The following is a 15956-nucleotide window of genomic DNA, read 5'->3' as shown; positions in this document are numbered from 1 at the left end:
ACTCGGGCGCGCGGAAGGCTGGACTCGCGGCGTGGGGGTTAGCGGGCTGTGGGGCTTAGGTTCAGCATCTTGCCGGCCAGGCCGCGGGCGCGGACGGACAGCTTCGACGCGACGTCCTTCAGCACGGCGGAGGCCGGGGCGTCCGGCTCCGCGAGCACGATCGGCGTGCCCTCGTCGCCCTGTTCGCGCAGGCGCGGGTCCAGCGGGACCTGACCCAGGAGCGGCACCTCGGCACCGGTGGACTTCGACAGCGAGTCGGCCACGGTCTGGCCGCCTCCGGAGCCGAAGATCTCCATCCGCTGCCCGTCCGCCGTCTCCAGCCACGACATGTTCTCGATGACGCCGGCGAGCCGCTGCCGGGTCTGCATCGCGATCGCACCGGCCCGCTCGGCGACCTCGGCCGCGGCCTGCTGCGGCGTGGTGACCACGAGGATCTCCGCGTTCGGAATGAGCTGCGCCACCGAAATCGCGATGTCACCGGTGCCGGGCGGCAGGTCGAGCAGCAGGATGTCCAGATCGCCCCAGAACACGTCGGCGAGGAACTGCTGCAGCGCCCGGTGCAGCATCGGACCGCGCCACACGACGGGCGTGTTGCCGGGGGTGAACATGCCGATCGAGATGACCTTCACACCGTGCGCCTGCGGCGGCATGATCATCTTCTCGACCTTGGTGGGCTTCTCACGCGCGCCCAGCATGCGCGGCACCGAGTGCCCGTAGATGTCGGCGTCCACCACACCGACGGACAATCCGCGCTCGGCCATCGCGACCGCGAGGTTCACCGTGACGCTGGACTTGCCGACGCCGCCCTTGCCCGACGCGACGCAGTACACCCGCGTCATCGAACCGGGCTGGGCGAACGGGATGACCGGCTCCTCGACGTCACCGCGAAGCGATTTACGCAGCTCCGTACGTTGTTCGTCGCTCATCACGTCGAGTTCGACGCGCACGTCGGTGACCCCGTCGAGCTTGCCGACGGCGCCCTTCGTGTCGCGGGTGATGGTGTCCTTGAGCGGGCAGCCCGCCACCGTGAGGTAGACCGCGACCGTCACGACACCGTCTTCGCCGACCACGATGTCCTTGACCATCCCGAGGTCGGTGATCGGTTTCTTGATCTCCGGGTCGTAGACGTTCTTGAGCGCTTCGCGAACGTCCTCGACGCTGGGGATCTGCTGCGTGCTGGTCATGGACTCCATGTTACGTACTGGTAATGGACTCCGAATTCTGGCGTTTGGGTTTCCGCGGTTTCGCCTGGAGGTCCTCGCGCAGCTTGTCCAGTTCGCCGCGCAGATAGTCACGCGTTGCCACCTCGCCGATCGCCAACCGTAACGCCGCCAGCTCGCGTGCGAGGTATTCCGTGTCCGCCTTGGTCTGCGCGGCTCGTGCGCGGTCCTCCTCCAGCGACACCCGGTCGCGGTCGTCCTGCCGGTTCTGCGCGAGCAGGATCAGCGGCGCCGCGTAGGCGGCCTGCGTGGAGAAGGCCAGGTTGAGCAGGATGAACGGGTACGGGTCCCACTGCAGCGTGGCCGCGCCGAGGTTGAGCCCGATCCAGACGATGACGATCAGCGTCTGCCAGAACAGGTACTTGCCCGTGCCGAGGTACCGGGCCAGCCGCTCGGAAAACCGGCCGAACGCGTCCGGGTCGATCGTCACGATCCGCCGGGCCGACGCGCGGGGCTGGTCCAGCCGCCGCCGTTGAAGCAGTTCAGGCACGCTCTACCTCCTGGTTGTTGGTCACGTCGTGCAGGCCGGTCTCGCGCCAGCCCTCCGGCAGCAGGTGGTCCAGCACGTCGTCCACGGTGACGGCGCCGAGCAGGTGGTCCTGCTCGTCGACGACGGGTCCGCAGGCGAGGTTGTAGGCCGCGAAGTAGCGGGTGACCTCGGCCAGTGGCGCGCCGGGGCGCAGCGCGGGCAGGTCGGTGTCCACGGCGGTGGCGATCAGTTCGGCGGGCGGTTCCCGCAGCAGTCGCTGGAAATGCGCGCAGCCGACGTAGCGGCCGGTGGGCGTCGCGGTGGGTGGCCGGCAGACGAACACCATGGTCGCGAGCGCGGCGGGCAGATCGGCGTTGCGGATGTGCGCGAGCGCTTCGGCGATCGTCGCGTCGGGCGTGAGTACGACGGGTTCGGGTGTCATCAGGCCGCCCGCGGTGTCCGAGGAGTACGCGAGCAGCCGGCGGACCGGTTCGGATTCCTCCGGCTCCATCAGGTCCAGCAGCCGGTTCTGTTCGGCGGGCGCGAGTTCGGCGAGCAGGTCGGCGGCGTCGTCGGGGTTCATCGCCTCGAGGATGTCCGCCGCCCGTTCCTCGGCCAGGTGCGCCAGCAGCTCCTTCTGGTCGTCCTCGGGCAGCTCTTCGAGCACGTCGGCGAGGCGTTCGTCGTCCATCGAGTCGGCGACCTCGAGCTTGCGCTTGGTCGGCAGGTCCCGCACGGTGGCGGCGACGTCGACGGCGCGCATGGTGTCGAACAGCATCAGCAGCTGGCCGGCGCCTTGTGGCTGGCCGGTGAGGTCGGTCAGGCCCAGCCCCGACACGTCGGACCAGGGCAGCACCTGCAGCGACGAACGCCGCTTGCCGATGCCGAGCCGTCCGCTGCGTTCCCGCACGGCGAGCCGCGCCAGCACCCAGTCGCGGGTGCGCGTGGGTTCCATCGCCGCGTCCACGACCGTGACGCGGACGCCGGTCTCGCGCAGGCTCGCGTGCGCGTCGGTGAGCTGGCCGAGCACCAGCACCTCGTTGGGGCGCTGGTGGAACTGGCGCATGTTGACCGAACCGGTCGCGAGCGTCACGGCGTTGGGTTCGATCGAGGTGACGCGCAGCATCGGCACGAACACCCGTCGGCGGGTCGCCAGTTCGACCACGAGCCCGAGCACCCGGGGCGGCTGCTGATCCAGCCGCAACCCGGTGACGAGATCCCGCACCTTCCCGATGGACTCACCGTCGGGCCCGAATACCGGCAGACCAACCAGTTGGGCTGCGAAAACCCTGTTCACGGGTGCCATAGCGCCAAGGCTAACGGGCGCCCGCCCGGGCTGCGATCTCGGTGAGCCGCTCGACCGCCGGGAAGCCACGGGCGCCGAATCGCCCTCGCGGGCCCGCGGCGGTCAGCAACGCTCCGGCGACGTTGTCCATAGTGGACTTCCGGTATCGAGTGGGTCCTAAGTGGACTCGCCGTGTCGGGACGGGGGCACCGTGAGCACCGACACCGAGCCAGGTCGGGCCCGTCCCGCGCCGGCCTTCGCCGCGCGCTTGACCAGGCTCTTCACCGGTTCAGCTTCGCAACCAATCTTTTTCCGTCGCGAAGCATGTGACGGGAGTAACATCGAGAAAAGTGACCCTACCCGGGAGCTGCCATGTTGGTGGAACTCGTCTCCGTGGTCGCCATCGCGGGAGTCACCTGGCTCGCCGCCAGCGTCCGCGTGGTCAAACAGTACGAGCGGGGCCTGATATTCCGGTTCGGCCGGGTCCGGCCCAATGTCCGCGAGCCCGGCCTGGCGATGCTGGTGCCCGTCGCCGACCGGCTGCAGAAGGTCAACATGCAGATCGTGACCCTGCCGGTGCCCGCGCAGGAGGGCATCACGAGAGACAACGTCACGGTGCGCGTCGACGCGGTCGTGTACTTCAAGGTCATCGACCCGGTGGTCGCCGCCGTCAACGTGCAGGACTACCGGTTCGCCGTCGGCCAGGTCGCGCAGACCTCCCTGCGCTCGATCATCGGCAAGAGCGACCTGGACGATCTGCTCTCCAACCGCGAGCGGCTGAACCAGGGGCTCGAGCTGATGATCGACAGTCCCGCGCTGGACTGGGGCGTGCACATCGACCGGGTGGAGATCAAGGACGTCGCGCTGCCGGAGACGATGAAGCGGTCGATGTCGCGGCAGGCGGAGGCCGAGCGGGAGCGCCGCGCGCGCGTCATCTCCGCCGATGGTGAGCTGCAGGCGTCGGAGAAGCTCTCCCAGGCCGCGGCCCGGATGTCCGCCACGCCGTCGGCGCTGCAGTTGCGATTGCTGGAAACGGTCGTGCAGGTTTCGGCGGAGAAGAACTCCACGCTGGTATTGCCCTTCCCGGTCGAACTTCTCCGTTTTGTCGATCAATATACGAAATCGCACGAAAAGTCCAAAGAGGAGGCTCCGAAGGAGGCGGTGAACGGCGGGCCCGCGCCCGCGCCGCGCATCCCGGAGGGCGACAAATCTTCCTAATCGGACCGATTCCGGTGAAATATTGACGATTCGTGCTTCCCCGTGCGCCGATCGGCGTTATCGTCTGCCCGCATCGGACCGGCAGACCGCAGTGGGGGAGGACCGACGATGGTCGACATCGCCGTGGACAATACGAACGAACTTCGCGACTATGCCACGTATATGAGAGACGGTTGCGTCTCCGATTTCGAGAAGATCAAGGGCTTCGTACGCGGCGAAGGGTGCAGCAAAGCGGGGTTCACCGGTCTGTTCACGGTGCTGGCCGGTTCGATGGACATCCTTGCCGGGATCTTCGACCAGGTCGCCCAGTTCGGCGAGGACCGGCTGCGCAGCGGTGCCGACGGTCTCGACGCAACGGCCAAGGCCTACGACGACATCGAGCACCACCACCAGAAGAACCTGCTGGACCTCAAGGACGCCTTGTGATGGGGGAACGAGCGTGACGACGTACGCGGACAAGACCGAACTCAAGCTCGACCCGCCCGAGGTCGGCAACGACAGCCTCAAGGACCAGCTCAAGAACCTCTCGCCGGACGTGCAGGCGCTGAACTGGGTGTATGAACAGATCCGCGGCAAGGACATGTTCACCGAGCTCATCGAGCCGCTGACCGGCGATTTCAACCGGATGCGGGCCAACGGCGAGGCGTGGAACACCGTGGCCACGGCGATCGAGAACGTGTCCGACAACCTCACACACAACGCCGACGACCTGCGCACACACTGGACCCACGGCCGCGCGGCGGACGCCTTCGAGATCACCTACATCAAGGGCGCGTGGTTCGCGGGCTGCTACGCCACGGCGGAGGCGTGCCGGTTCGTCAAGCGTGGTTTCGACATGCTGGCCGACCAGTCCATCCGGGTCGCGCAGGCCGCCGTGAACGTGCTGCAGAGCCTCATCCACAAGCTGGAGAACCTGGCCACGAAGCTGATTCCCGGCGGCGGCTGGGCCAAGGCCGGGGTGGACGCGGTAGTCGACATCTTCCAGGGCAAGGTGCCGATCGTCAGCGAGGTCGAGGACGCGATCAAGCTCGTCGAGGCGATCCTCGACCTGCAGGACACCATCCAGAAGATCATCGACTCCGCGAAGGCGTTTTTCGAGGGACTCAAAGAGATCGGGGACGCGATCAAGCAGATCCCGACGATCCAAAGTGGAAACGACGCGGTCGCGGTCGCGCGTCAGTTCCACCAGGGAACCGAGGACGTCAACCAGGCCAAGAAGGACTTCCAGGACGGCACGAAGCAGCTCCAGGGAGACCTCGACACCATCCAGCACACGGCTGTGCCGAGTGGACAGTGAGATGAGGAGCCCGATGACCCGGCCGCAGGATCCGCGGAACTGGATGACGCCCGCCATGCGCAGGCTCGAAGCCGAGCTGGAAGGCATGAAGGGCATGGCCGACGACGCCATCGCTCGCGCTCAGCGGGTACGCGTCACCAAGCGGCTGCCCTCCGACGAAGAGGTGGACCGGCTCCGGCAGGCCGCCGAGCATCCCGACGCCCCCGAGTCGTTGAAGCGGCTGAAGGAACTGGTGGACCGGGGCGAGTTCTCCTGGCGCGACATCGCCGAGGGACGCGCGTTCAGCGACCCGGACGTCGTGCACGCCTACGCCGAGGCGGGGCAGCAGGTCGACCCCGGCCTTGTGCGCGGGATCGTGGCCGAACTGGAAGAAGGTGCCACGCCGGACGAAATCGTCGCGGCCAGGCAGCCTCGGTCCAATACCATCTCCGACGACAGTGACGGCGACGGCGGTTTCAGCGTGTTCGGCAACCGCTTCACATGATGGGAACGAGGATGCGATCACTTCCGCTCGTCGTGGGCGGCTCGATCGCGGTGCTGCTCGCCGCGACCGCCTGCGGTGGTAGCGGTGGCGAGGCGAGCACAGCTGCTCCGTCCACTTCGGCCGCCGCGAGCTGGCAGGCGGTCGACGTGTGCTCGCTGGTCACCGACGCCGACACCGCACAGCTGTTCCCGGGAAAACCCGTGGAGCACAAGGAAAGCAGCGACGCGCAGAAGCGCGAATGCGCCTGGAATCCGCAGGGGCTGATCTACGAGAACATCGACGTCCGGGTGTGGCAGCCACTGTCCAAACAGGCGATCACCGGCACGGCCAAGCGAACAATGACGGTGGCCGGGCACCAGGTCTACGTCGCGCGCGAGACGAGTTCGCGGTGCGAGCTGAACGTGGACATGTCGACCTATCTTCTCGGCATCACACGCCAGTCCTATTCGGACGTCACGTGTGACGCACTGCAACCACTGGCCGGCACCATCATCGAACGCGCGGGGAAGTGACATGACGGAGAACATCGGCAAGCGGTTCGGCAAGCTGCCCGGCTACGGCAAGGTGCTGGTCGGGATCGCGGTGCTGTTCCTGATCCTGAACATCGCGGCCTACGCCTGGGGCAGCTTCTCCTCGACCCGGATCCAGAGCTCGACGGGCAAGCTGCGCGGCTCCTCCGCCGCGACCTACCACTGGACCGGGGGCACGCTGTTGCTGGACAACCCCTCCAACAGCAAACCCGCCTTCTGCGAGATCACCGCGGCGCCGGGGGCGGCCCCGCAGCGGGTGTCGGTGCCCAACCAGTCGAAGCGCTCGTTGTCGACGCGCCGGTACGCCGAGGTCGGTTCCGGCTCCGGCACTGTCACCTGCTCGGGTGGAGATGACACCTACATCAACGCCCGCGGCGGCACCTCGGCGACGGTGTGGAAGTTCGTGAACTCGTGGACGTTCCGCGTGGTCGGAGCCCTGCTGGTGATCATCCCGATCGTGATCGCACTGTTCATCGGCGCCACCCGCCGTCGTCAGCGGGCCCAGTGAGAGTTCTCATAGCCGGGGAGCCGGGGTAGGGGTCATACTCGGCGATAATCGCCACCAGACACAGGAGTCGAGCATGGCCCGCCTGGCCCAGACCGCCGGCCTCACCGAGGTGCAAGCCGAGATCTTGTCCACCGTGCGTTCGTTTGTGGACAAGGAGATCATTCCGCATGCCCAGGAGTTGGAGCATTCCGACTCGTATCCGGCGCAGATCGTCGAGGGTATGAAGGAGATGGGCCTGTTCGGGATCACGATCCCGGAGGAGTATGGCGGTCTTGGTGAGTCGCTGCTGACGTATGCGCTGGTGGTGGAGGAGATCGCGCGCGGCTGGATGTCGGTGTCTGGTGTGATCAACACGCATTTCATCGTGGCGCACATGATTTCCCGGCATGGGACGCCGGAGCAGAAGCGGTACTACCTGCCCAGGATGGCGACCGGGGAGATCCGGGGTTCGTTCTCGATGTCGGAGCCCGATCTGGGTTCGGATGTGGCGGCGATCAAGACCCGCGCCAAGCGTGATGGCGACGACTACGTCATCGATGGCGCGAAGATGTGGTTGACCAACGGGGGCACGTCGAATCTGATCGCGTTGCTGGTCAAGACCGATGAGGGTGCGGAGAAGGCGCATCAGAATCTGACGACGTTCCTGGTGGAGAAGCCCGAGGGTTATGGCGAGGTGCTGCCGGGGCTGACGATCCCGGGCAAGATCGACAAGATGGGGTACAAGGGCGTGGACACCACCGAGGCGGTGTTCGACGGGTTCCGTATCGGGGCGGACAAGGTGCTGGGTGCGGCCCCGGGGCGGGGGTTCGCGTTCATGATGGATGGTATCGAGGTCGGCCGGGTGAACGTGTCGGCGCGGGCGTGCGGGATCGCGATCCGGGCGTTCGAGTTGGCGATCGAGTACGCCCAGCAGCGTAAGACGTTCGGCAAGGCCATCGCGGAGCATCAGGCGATCGCGTTCAAGCTGGCGGAGATGGCCACCAAGGTCGAGGCGGCGCATTTGATGATGGTCAACGCGGCCCGGTTGAAGGACACCGGGGACCGTAACGACGTCGCGGCGGGGATGGCCAAGCTGATCGCCAGCGAGTACTGCGCCGAGGTCACCCAGGAGGCGTTCCGTATCCACGGCGGCTACGGCTACTCCAAGGAGTACGAGATCGAACGCCTGATGCGGGAGGCCCCGTTCCTGCTCATCGGCGAAGGCACCAGCGAAATCCAGAAAACGATCATCAGCCGCGGCCTGCTACGCGAGTACCGGTCGAAAGGGTGAAAAAACGCCGACAACAGGTTGGTCAACACTGACCTGACGCCGGGTTCGCGTGGTTTCCTGGTCCTTGACAGGATGGCAGTCCATCGAACGACGACACAGGTGATGACCGTGACCGGCCCGTTTTCCTCGTCCGGACGCTCCGCGCAGGGGCTTCCGCGCCTGCCGACCCCACCCACCGGGTGGCCGATCGGCTCCTACACCACGTACTCGGACGCGCAGCAGGCGGTCGAGCATCTGGCGGCCAACGACTTCAAGGTCGAGGACGTCACGATCGTGGGTGTCGATCTCATGCTCGTCGAACGCGTCATCGGCAGGCTTTCCTGGGGCAAGGTACTGGGGACCGGTGCGGTGTCCGGCGCGTGGTTCGGCCTCTTCGTCGGCGTGCTGCTGAGCCTGTTCAGCGGTGGCGCGGGCATCACGTACCAGCCGATACTCGTCGGCCTGGTGTCGGGCATGCTGTTCGGCCTGGTGTTCGCCGCGATCAGTTACGCCTCCACCCGGGGTCGCCGCGACTTCTCCTCCTCCAGCCAGCTGGTGGCAGGCCGCTACGACGTGCTCTGTCAGCCGCGTAACGCCGAGCAGGGGCGCGATCTGCTCGCCAAACTCGCCATGCGTCCATCCAGCTGAATCGGTCTTGAAAGCGCTTGCGGCGCGTGACCGCCAGGCATAAGTTGAGTCACCACCGATTCCTGCGCACGACGGCGTGCTGACAACCAGGCTCTGCCGGCGTACGCGTTCGGCAAGGAGGCCTGATGGGTATGGGGAGGGCTCGGCCGAAACGGCGGTTCACGGCCGCGGTCAGCGCCGCAACTGTCGCCGCCGGTCTGCTCAGCGCCTGTAGCTCCGCGCAGGGGCTCAAGATCAACCTCTACTACGCTCCGGAAGACACCTTCCAGAGCGTGGTGGACAACTGCAACAAGCAGGCGGCCGGCCGGTACGAGATCGTCTACAACAAGCTCCAGCGCGGCGCCGACGACCAGCGCCAGCAAATGGTCCGCAGGCTCGCGGCGGGCGACAAGGAAATGGACATTCTGGGGCTGGATGTCACATGGGTGCCCGAGTTCGCCGAGGCGGGCTGGATCGACGAGTGGACCGGCGCGAACAAGGCCGCCGCCACCGCAGGCGTGCTGCCCGGACCGCTGGAAACCGCGACGTGGAACGGAAAGCTCTACGGCGCCACGAAGAACACCAACGTCCAGCTGCTGTGGTACGACGACCGGATCACCCCGCAGCCGCCCGCCACCTGGTCCGACATGATCAACGAGGCGAAGCAGCTCAAGGCGGCGGGCAAGCCGAACGCGATTCTGTTCACCGGTGCCCAGTACGAGGGCCTCGTGGTCGTCTACAACACGCTCGTCGCATCCGCGCGCGGGCACATCCTGTCCGACGACGGGAAATCGGTCGTGATGGACGCCGGCGCCGTGCAGGCGCTGCAAATCCTCAAGGACGTCACCTCCAGCGGGATCACCGACCCGTCGCTGACCAACTCGAAAGAGGATGACGTCCGGCAGGCGTTCCAGCGCGGCAACGGCGCGTTCGAGCTGAACTGGCCCTTCGTCTACGCCTCCTACGCCGAAGAGGACGCGGCGAACCTGCCGCATTTCAAGTGGGCGACCTATCCGGCGGTCAACCCCGCAACGCCCGCGAAGACGACGATCGGCGGATACGACCTCGCGGTGAGCAGCACCTCGCAGCACAAACCCGAGGCGTTCGAAGCGGCGTTGTGCTTGCGCAACAGGGACAATCAGAAATTCTCGGCGCTCAAGGACGGCGTGCCGCCGAGCATCGAGTCGCTCTACACCGACAACACGCCGCTCGACCCGGCCAAGCCGGTGGACGCGAAGAACAACCCGAGCATGCAGACCGCGTATCCGATGCGTGACACGATCCTCGCGGCGCTGAAGAACGCGGCGATCCGTCCGCTCACCCCGGCTTATCAGAGTCTGTCCACCGTGATCTCGAAGGTGCTCTCGCCGCCGTCGAAGATCGACCCGCAGAAGACCGCCGACGAGCTGCGCAGCCGGCTCGCGGACGCGCTCGAGTCCAAAGGGGTGATCCCGTGAGTCACGCCGTTTCGGAGGTCGAGGAGAAGGCCCGCCCGGGCAAACCGGCGAAGAAACCGGTGCTGTCCGAGGGAAAGAAGGCGGAGCGGCGGCTGGGCTGGCTGCTGTGCGCGCCCGCGGCGATCGTGATGCTCGCGGTCACCGGCTATCCGATCGTGTACTCGGTCTGGCTTTCCCTGCAGCGCTACGATCTGCGCTTCCCCGCGGATCGCACGTTCATCGGGTTCGAGAACTACATCACCGTACTGTCCAATTCGTACTGGTGGACCGCGTTCGGTACCACGATGGGACTCACGGTCGTCTCGGTCGCGATCGAACTGGTGCTGGGCATGACGCTCGCGCTGATCATGCACCGCACTCTCGTCGGGCGCGGTCTGGTGCGCACGGTTTCCCTGATCCCGTACGGAATCGTGACGGTGGTCGCGGCCTTCTCGTGGTACTACGCGTGGACGCCGGACACCGGATATCTCGCGAACCTGTTCGCGTCCGGCTCGGCGCCGCTGACGCAGTACCTGCCCTCGCTGGGGATCATCGTGCTCGCCGAGGTCTGGAAGACCACACCGTTCATGGCGCTGCTGCTGATGGCGGGTCTGGCCCTGGTGCCGGATGATCTGCTCAAGGCGGCCGCGATGGACGGCGCGAACGCGTGGCAGCGGTTCGTCAAGGTGATGGTGCCGGTGATGAAGCCGGCGATCCTGGTGGCATTGCTGTTCCGCACGCTGGACGCGTTCCGCATCTTCGACAACATCTTCGTGCTCACCAACGGCGCGAACGACACGTCGTCGGTGTCCATGCAGACCTACAACAACCTGCTGAAAGGCCTCAACCTCGGGATCGGGTCGACCATGTCGGTGCTGATCTTCATCACGGTCGCGCTGATCGCGTTCATCTTCATCAAGTTGTTCGGGACCGCCGCGCCGGGCAGTGACTCTGGAGGCAAGCGCTGATGGCCATGCAGGGTGCGATCACCGCCGGTCGGCGGACGCGGTGGACGCTGGTCGACATCGTGGTCGTGGTGTACGCGCTGGTTCCGGTGCTGTGGATCCTGTCGCTGTCGTTCAAGACGAAGGACACTTTGGACGACGGGAAGTTCGTTCCCCGGTCCTGGACCTTCCGGAACTACATCGACATCTTCCAGACCACCGACTTCATCCGCGCGCTGATCAACTCGATCTGCATCGCGTTGATCGCGACGCTGATCGCCGTGGTGCTGGGCACGATGGCCGCCTACGCGATCGCGCGGCTGGAATTTCCCGGAAAGCAGCTGCTGGTCGGGGTTTCGCTGCTGATCGCGATGTTCCCGCAGGTTTCGCTCGTCACGCCGTTGTTCAACATCGAGCGTTCGCTCGGGTTGTTCGACACGTGGCTCGGGCTCATCCTGCCCTACATCACCTTCGCGCTGCCGCTGGCGATCTACACGTTGTCGGCGTTCTTCCGCGAGATTCCGTGGGAGCTGGAGAAGGCGGCGAAGATGGACGGGGCCACACCCGGCCAGGCGTTCCGCAGGGTGATCGCGCCGCTGGCCGCGCCCGGCGTGTTCACCACCGCGATCCTGGTGTTCATCTTCTGCTGGAACGACTTCCTGTTCGCCATCTCGCTGACGTCGACCAACGCGTCACGCACGGTTCCGGCGGCGCTGTCGTTCTTCACCGGGGCCTCGCAGTTCGAGGACCCGACCGGGACGATCTCCGCGGCGGCCGTGGTGATCACCATCCCGATCATCCTGTTCGTGTTGTTCTTCCAGCGCCGCATCGTGGCGGGGCTGACCTCCGGTGCCGTGAAGGGGTAGTGGCATGGCCGAAATCGTGCTGGACAAGGTGAGCAAGCGTTATCCCGACGGCGCGCTCGCGGTGTCCGAAGTGGACGTGACGATCGCGGACGGCGAGTTCATCATCCTGGTCGGCCCCTCGGGGTGCGGGAAGTCCACGACGCTGAACATGGTGGCGGGCCTGGAGGACATCTCGTCGGGCGAGTTGCGTATCGACGGGCAGCGGATGAACGAGCGGGCGCCGAAGGACCGAGACATCGCGATGGTATTCCAGTCCTACGCGCTGTATCCGCACATGAGCGTGCGGGAGAACATGGCGTTCCCGTTGCGGCTGGCCAAAGTGGACGATGCGACCGTCCGGCAGAAGGTGGAGGAGGCGGCGCGGATCCTGGACCTGACGCAGCATCTGGACCGCAAGCCCGCCAACCTCTCGGGTGGCCAGCGGCAGCGCGTGGCGATGGGCCGGGCGATCGTGCGCAGCCCCAAGGCGTTCCTCATGGACGAGCCACTGTCCAATCTGGATGCGAAGTTGCGCGGGCAGATGCGCACGTCGGTGTCGAAGCTGCAACGCCAGCTGGGCACGACGACGCTGTACGTCACGCATGACCAGACCGAGGCCATGACCCTGGGCGATCGTGTCGTCGTGCTGCGGGCAGGCTACGTTCAGCAGATCGGGTCGCCGCAGTTCCTGTACGACCATCCCGCGAATCTCTTCGTCGCGGGTTTCATCGGCTCGCCGTCGATGAACTTCGTCCCGGCCACGCTCGAAGACGGGCAGATGAAGAGTGCCCTGGGCTCGTTCGCCCTGCCGGACAAGGTCCGCCGCCTTGCCGAAGCCGCGAACGCCCAGCGCGAGGTGATCGCCGGTGTGCGCCCGGAACACTTCGAGGATGCCGCACTGCTGGACGAGTCGGCACGGCAAGCAGGCGTGACCTTCTCGGCGCGCGTTGACGTGCTCGAGTCGATGGGGTCGGAGAAGTACGCGTACTTCACGGTCGAAGGCGAGCTGGCCAGCACCACCGAGCTGGCGGAACTGGCAGCCGACACCGGCGCGGACGACGTGCCCGGCGGCGGCGCGCAGATCGTGACCCGCCTGTCCGCCGCGAGCCCGGTGACCGAAGGCGCCCACGCGAACGTCTGGTTCGACGCGACGAAGATCCAGCTATTCGACCCGACCTCGGGAGCGAACCTGACTTACGAGCAATAGCAGCCTCCCCCAACCCCCGGTCCGCCGCACCCTCCGCCGCGGCCTACGGGCCCGTCTCCGTCCTCGTCCGCGACGTCGCGTTCTCCGTGCGCGGCGAGGGTTTCGCGCAGCTGCCGTGGCTGTCACTGACCGGCGCGGTGCTCGCCTTCCTCGCCGGGGCGTGGCTCATCCAGCCCGGCTACGCCGGCGGCCCGCCGGACATCGTCGTCGGCTGCAAGACCGTGGTGAACCCGCTGGTCGCGACGACGCTGGGCCTGACCGTCCTGAAAGAGAGCGCGCAGCCCGACCGCGCGACCGCGAGCGCGCTCGCCGCGTGCGCCGTGGTCGCGACAGCCGGAATCGCCGTGCTGGCACGGCATCATCAGCTCGCGACCACGCACCGCGTCACGGCGGGCAGTCCATCGCCTGGCGGAGCATCTCCTCGGTGAGCGCCGGATGCGGCAGCGGCGTCGGATCGCCGGGCCTGCCGCGCAGGCTGTCGATCAGCAGCGTGAAGTACCGCCGCCAGATGCCGGGCGCCATGTGGTCGATGTAGGTGGCGACCGCGCCGCACATCTTGAGCAGCACGACCACGTCCTCGACCTCGAAATCGGCCCGGAGTTCGCCGGAGTCCTTGGCGCGCTGAACGATCTCCCGCCCGAGCGGCATCAGCTGGTCGCGGATCTGAGCGACCTGCTCGTGCCCGAACGCCGTGCTGACCATCATGTCGTGCATGCCGCGGTCGGCCGCCATCAGCTCGACGACCTTCTCCAGGAATCCGACGAACCCGTGCCACGGGTCCGGGTCGGCGAGCGTCTTCTTCGCCAGTTCGATGATCTCGGTCATCCGGTCGGCGAACATCGACTCGATCAACTGTTCCTTGTTGGGGAACCGCCGGTAGACGGTGCCGACGCCGAGACCGGCGTGATGCGCGACATCGTCCAGAGTCGCTTCGAATCCGCGCTCGCGGAAGACCTCCCTAGCGGCGGCGATGATCCGTTGTCGATTGCGCTCGGCGTCCTTCCGGAGCGGGCGCGGCGCTGCGATCCGCTGTGTGTCCGGTGTCATAACGTCCATTCTCTCACAAAGTCGAGGCCTCCCCTCCACTTCCTGTACCGTTGGAACATGAAAGGGGAGGTACCTACTCCACATAGTACGTGAGGGGTCCACATGTCCGAGTCGACAGCGGTCATCGAGCCGCCAAGACAAGAAGCAGATCCACATCATTCGCGGCGCTGGCCGATCCTGGTGATGATCGCCATCGCGCAGCTCATGATCGTGCTCGACGTCACGATCGTGAACATCGCGCTGCCCACCGCGCAGCATGAGCTGGGCTTTTCCAGCGACGCGCGCCAGTGGGTCATCACCGCGTACGCGCTCGCGTTCGGCAGCCTGCTGCTCCTGGGCGGTCGCGTCGCCGACCTGTTCGGCCGCAAGTACGCGTTCCTGATCGGTACCGCCGGGTTCGCCGTTGCCTCAGCCGTCGGGGGAGCGGCGACAGGCTTCGAGATGCTCGTCATCGCCCGCGCCGCGCAGGGCCTGTTCGGTGCGCTGCTCGCGCCCGCCGCGCTGTCGCTGCTGACCACCACGTTCACCGACGTCAAGGAACGCGGCCGCGCGTTCGGCATCTTCGGTGCGATCGCCGGTGGCGGTGCCGCCGTCGGCCTGCTGCTCGGCGGCGTGCTCACCGAGTACCTGGACTGGCGCTGGTGCATGTTCGTCAACATCATCTTCGCGGTCATCGCGTTCGTCGGTGGGCTGACGCTGCTGGTGCACCGGCGCTCCGAGCACCGGCCGAAGCTGGACATGCCCGGCACGATCACCGCGTCCGGTGGCCTGTTCCTGCTGGTCTACGGGTTCTCCAACGCCGAGACCCACGACTGGTCGAGCGCGTCCGTGTGGGGCTTCCTCGTCGCGGGCGTCGCGCTGCTGATCGCGTTCGTGGCCATCGAGACCCGGGCCGAGCATCCGCTGCTCCCGCTGCGCGTCGTGCTCGACCGTAACCGCGGCGGCGCCTACCTCGCGGTGTTCCTGCTCGGTATCGGCATGTTCGGGATCTTCTTGTTCCTGACCTACTACCTGCAGCAGAACCTGGGCTTCACGCCGGTCAAGTCCGGCCTGGCCTACCTGCCGATGGTCGGCACCCTGATGGTCAGCGCCACCCTCGCGACCAGCCTGCTGTTCCCGCGCTTCGGCGCGAAATGGCTGGTGGGGCTGGGCATGTTGATCGCCGCGGCCGGAATGTACTGGCTGACCGGGCTCGACTCGGGCAGCACTTACGCCAGTGGCGTGCTGGGCCCGCTGCTGGTGACCGGTCTCGGCATCGGCCTGTCGATGGCACCGGCGATGAACGTCGCGACCTCGGGGGTGGACAAGCACGACGCGGGTGTCGCCTCGGCGACGGTGAACACCTCGCAGCAGGTCGGCGGTTCGATCGGCACCGCACTGCTGAGCTCGATCGCGTCGAACGCCGCATCGTCGTTCGTGATCGGCAAGACGCCGACGCCGCAACTGGCCGTCGACGCCGCGATCAACAGCTACACCACGACGTTCATGTGGGCCGCGGGAATCTTCCTGGCCGGCGCGATCATCTGCGGGCTGCTGCTCAAGCCGGGTGTTCCGGAGAATATGGGCGAGGCCGCCGTCCACATGTGACGA

At 66.6% G+C, this 15956-nt stretch carries 18 protein-coding genes; 14 read left to right on the top strand and 4 right to left on the bottom strand.

Translation table 11 applies throughout. The features are described 5' to 3' along the window. Positions 1-38: 38 nt before the first annotated feature. Genes HFP15_RS32150 through HFP15_RS32140 form a run of 3 tightly spaced genes read right to left on the bottom strand, consistent with a single transcriptional unit; the run spans position 39 to position 2995 of the window. On the bottom strand, positions 39-1184 hold the full coding sequence (locus HFP15_RS32150; protein WP_168520548.1) for an Mrp/NBP35 family ATP-binding protein: 1146 nt from the start codon (positions 1182-1184) through the stop codon (positions 39-41). 10 nt (positions 1185-1194) lie between these two features. Beyond that, positions 1195-1710: a DUF1003 domain-containing protein gene (locus tag HFP15_RS32145; RefSeq protein ID WP_168520547.1), complete on the bottom strand. Its 516-nt coding sequence runs from the start codon at positions 1708-1710 to the stop codon at positions 1195-1197. Continuing rightward, complete coding sequence (locus HFP15_RS32140) at positions 1703-2995, bottom strand: magnesium transporter MgtE N-terminal domain-containing protein (RefSeq protein ID WP_168520546.1); 1293 nt, start codon at positions 2993-2995, stop codon at positions 1703-1705. Before HFP15_RS32140 ends, HFP15_RS32145 begins: the two co-directional genes overlap by 8 nt. A gap of 351 nt (positions 2996-3346) precedes the next feature. Between HFP15_RS32140 and HFP15_RS32135 the strand changes: the two genes are divergently transcribed. The 13 genes from HFP15_RS32135 to HFP15_RS32075 all read left to right on the top strand — a co-directional run bounded on the left by HFP15_RS32135 (position 3347) and on the right by HFP15_RS32075 (position 13747). Continuing rightward, complete coding sequence (locus HFP15_RS32135; protein ID WP_168520545.1) at positions 3347-4192, top strand: slipin family protein; 846 nt, start codon at positions 3347-3349, stop codon at positions 4190-4192. Between the two features lie 108 nt (positions 4193-4300). After that, on the top strand, positions 4301-4618 hold the full coding sequence (locus tag HFP15_RS32130; protein WP_168520544.1) for a hypothetical protein: 318 nt from the start codon (positions 4301-4303) through the stop codon (positions 4616-4618). Between the two features lie 13 nt (positions 4619-4631). Next, a complete protein-coding gene (locus tag HFP15_RS32125) occupies positions 4632-5489 on the top strand; it encodes a hypothetical protein (RefSeq protein ID WP_168520543.1) in 858 nt (285 codons plus the stop codon). Positions 5490-5502: 13 nt separating this feature from the next. Beyond that, positions 5503-5973 carry a hypothetical protein gene (locus HFP15_RS32120; RefSeq protein WP_168520542.1) on the top strand — a complete coding sequence of 157 codons (471 nt, stop codon included), beginning with the start codon at positions 5503-5505 and terminating at the stop codon, positions 5971-5973. 11 nt (positions 5974-5984) lie between these two features. Beyond that, complete coding sequence (locus HFP15_RS32115; protein ID WP_168520541.1) at positions 5985-6485, top strand: DUF3558 family protein; 501 nt, start codon at positions 5985-5987, stop codon at positions 6483-6485. A 1-nt stretch (position 6486) separates the two neighbouring features. Then, entirely contained in the window at positions 6487-7011 is a 525-nt protein-coding gene (locus HFP15_RS32110; RefSeq protein ID WP_168520540.1) for a hypothetical protein, read from the top strand. Between the two features lie 73 nt (positions 7012-7084). Next, complete coding sequence (locus HFP15_RS32105; protein ID WP_168520539.1) at positions 7085-8281, top strand: acyl-CoA dehydrogenase family protein; 1197 nt, start codon at positions 7085-7087, stop codon at positions 8279-8281. Positions 8282-8383: 102 nt separating this feature from the next. Further along, the gene (locus tag HFP15_RS32100; RefSeq protein ID WP_168520556.1) at positions 8384-8908 is read left to right on the top strand and encodes a YflT domain-containing protein; all 525 of its coding nucleotides are present in this window, start codon (positions 8384-8386) and stop codon (positions 8906-8908) included. Between the two features lie 131 nt (positions 8909-9039). Continuing rightward, a complete protein-coding gene (locus HFP15_RS32095) occupies positions 9040-10344 on the top strand; it encodes an ABC transporter substrate-binding protein (RefSeq protein ID WP_376768911.1) in 1305 nt (434 codons plus the stop codon). Next, positions 10341-11291, top strand: a complete 951-nt coding sequence (locus HFP15_RS32090; protein ID WP_168520537.1) for a carbohydrate ABC transporter permease — start codon at positions 10341-10343, stop codon at positions 11289-11291. The genes HFP15_RS32095 and HFP15_RS32090 overlap by 4 nt, the downstream gene beginning before the upstream one ends. Then, on the top strand, positions 11291-12133 hold the full coding sequence (locus tag HFP15_RS32085) for a carbohydrate ABC transporter permease (protein WP_168520536.1): 843 nt from the start codon (positions 11291-11293) through the stop codon (positions 12131-12133). The genes HFP15_RS32090 and HFP15_RS32085 overlap by 1 nt, the downstream gene beginning before the upstream one ends. Before the next feature lie 4 nt (positions 12134-12137). Then, positions 12138-13319 carry an ABC transporter ATP-binding protein gene (locus HFP15_RS32080; RefSeq protein WP_168520535.1) on the top strand — a complete coding sequence of 394 codons (1182 nt, stop codon included), beginning with the start codon at positions 12138-12140 and terminating at the stop codon, positions 13317-13319. Between the two features lie 86 nt (positions 13320-13405). Continuing rightward, positions 13406-13747 (top strand): hypothetical protein, encoded by a 342-nt coding sequence (locus tag HFP15_RS32075; RefSeq protein ID WP_168520534.1) that lies wholly within the window; start codon positions 13406-13408, stop codon positions 13745-13747. On the opposite strand, the gene HFP15_RS32070 is transcribed toward HFP15_RS32075, so the two are convergent. Further along, a complete protein-coding gene (locus HFP15_RS32070) occupies positions 13704-14366 on the bottom strand; it encodes a TetR/AcrR family transcriptional regulator (protein ID WP_168520533.1) in 663 nt (220 codons plus the stop codon). The two genes, HFP15_RS32075 and HFP15_RS32070, sit on opposite strands and share 44 nt — an antisense overlap. A 102-nt stretch (positions 14367-14468) precedes the next feature. Here HFP15_RS32070 and HFP15_RS32065 point away from each other — a divergent pair, with 102 nt between their 5' ends. After that, positions 14469-15953 carry an MFS transporter gene (locus tag HFP15_RS32065; protein ID WP_168520532.1) on the top strand — a complete coding sequence of 495 codons (1485 nt, stop codon included), beginning with the start codon at positions 14469-14471 and terminating at the stop codon, positions 15951-15953. Positions 15954-15956: the final 3 nt, after the last annotated feature.

This window comes from Amycolatopsis acididurans (assembly GCF_012328925.1).
GTDB lineage: Bacteria > Actinomycetota > Actinomycetes > Mycobacteriales > Pseudonocardiaceae > Amycolatopsis_E > Amycolatopsis_E acididurans.
The sequence above is the reverse complement of the archived record's forward strand: the minus strand, read 5'-3'. Positions and strand labels throughout refer to the sequence as shown.

What these genes read in the sequence shown, in the direction of transcription:
- HFP15_RS32150 (WP_168520548.1), bottom strand. Translation starts at nt 1,184, where the DNA reads ATGACCAGCACGCAGCAGATCCCCAGCGTCGAGGACGTTCGCGAAGCG.
- HFP15_RS32070 (WP_168520533.1), bottom strand. Translation starts at nt 14,366, where the DNA reads ATGACACCGGACACACAGCGGATCGCAGCGCCGCGCCCGCTCCGGAAG.
- HFP15_RS32135 (WP_168520545.1), top strand. Translation starts at nt 3,347, where the DNA reads ATGTTGGTGGAACTCGTCTCCGTGGTCGCCATCGCGGGAGTCACCTGG.
- HFP15_RS32110 (WP_168520540.1), top strand. Translation starts at nt 6,487, where the DNA reads ATGACGGAGAACATCGGCAAGCGGTTCGGCAAGCTGCCCGGCTACGGC.
- HFP15_RS32085 (WP_168520536.1), top strand. Translation starts at nt 11,291, where the DNA reads ATGGCCATGCAGGGTGCGATCACCGCCGGTCGGCGGACGCGGTGGACG.
- HFP15_RS32140 (WP_168520546.1), bottom strand. Translation starts at nt 2,995, where the DNA reads ATGGCACCCGTGAACAGGGTTTTCGCAGCCCAACTGGTTGGTCTGCCG.
- HFP15_RS32080 (WP_168520535.1), top strand. Translation starts at nt 12,138, where the DNA reads ATGGCCGAAATCGTGCTGGACAAGGTGAGCAAGCGTTATCCCGACGGC.
- HFP15_RS32105 (WP_168520539.1), top strand. Translation starts at nt 7,085, where the DNA reads ATGGCCCGCCTGGCCCAGACCGCCGGCCTCACCGAGGTGCAAGCCGAG.
- HFP15_RS32095 (WP_376768911.1), top strand. Translation starts at nt 9,040, where the DNA reads ATGGGGAGGGCTCGGCCGAAACGGCGGTTCACGGCCGCGGTCAGCGCC.
- HFP15_RS32115 (WP_168520541.1), top strand. Translation starts at nt 5,985, where the DNA reads ATGCGATCACTTCCGCTCGTCGTGGGCGGCTCGATCGCGGTGCTGCTC.
- HFP15_RS32120 (WP_168520542.1), top strand. Translation starts at nt 5,503, where the DNA reads ATGACCCGGCCGCAGGATCCGCGGAACTGGATGACGCCCGCCATGCGC.
- HFP15_RS32065 (WP_168520532.1), top strand. Translation starts at nt 14,469, where the DNA reads ATGTCCGAGTCGACAGCGGTCATCGAGCCGCCAAGACAAGAAGCAGAT.
- HFP15_RS32130 (WP_168520544.1), top strand. Translation starts at nt 4,301, where the DNA reads ATGGTCGACATCGCCGTGGACAATACGAACGAACTTCGCGACTATGCC.
- HFP15_RS32100 (WP_168520556.1), top strand. Translation starts at nt 8,384, where the DNA reads ATGACCGTGACCGGCCCGTTTTCCTCGTCCGGACGCTCCGCGCAGGGG.